Source organism: Vibrio sp. 1641 (genome assembly GCF_033339995.1).
GTDB classification, from domain to species: Bacteria; Pseudomonadota; Gammaproteobacteria; order Enterobacterales; family Vibrionaceae; genus Vibrio; species Vibrio alginolyticus.
Genome location: NZ_JAWOVP010000476.1, coordinates 1 through 532, shown reverse-complemented (window position 1 = coordinate 532; position 532 = coordinate 1). Strand labels below are relative to the sequence as shown.

General features: G+C 43.2%; 1 pseudogene. It reads right to left on the bottom strand.

Going from position 1 to position 532, the window contains the following annotated elements:
• Positions 1 to 146: 146 nt before the first annotated feature.
• Positions 147 to 532 (bottom strand): annotated as a pseudogene (locus R7Z47_RS26650) (VPA0450 family T3SS effector inositol phosphatase); the annotation flags it as partial.

Below are 532 nucleotides of genomic sequence, written 5' to 3'. Positions count from 1 at the left end.
TGGTTCTGGTGGTGGTAAGGGCGGCGGAAAAGGTGGAGGAAAGCCGAACAAATGATCGCCATGAAAAAGGCCCGAGAAGAGGGCCTTTTTGTGTTTTTAACTTTCTATGTTTTCCATATCGAACAGAGATAAATACGGCTCTGTGGCTAAAGATTTGCCACGAATTGTTTATTAAACTCAGCGTTTACTTTATCGCTTAGCTGTTCGTATTTTTCGCTCAACGCAATTTGCTGTGCTTGTAGATGAGTTGGGTTCTTAGCAAGATCAGAGGCATGAAGTTGGCCCATCTCCTCCATAAAGCCGCTAGTTAGCTGGCTGAAGATCGCGTCTTTACCGATAATAAAGCTCGCAAAATTCTCTTTCACGAATGCTTGTTCATTCGGGTTTAAGTTTTCTAAACCCAGACGTGCTTGGTTAGCAGAGGTCACATCATCAAACGTTGCGTTAGCTGGGTTCGTGCCTGGCTTCAGATAGGCGGCATCATTTTTAAAGTCATTGGCATTTTGAGTAAACGCGTTTTCAATTAACTTTT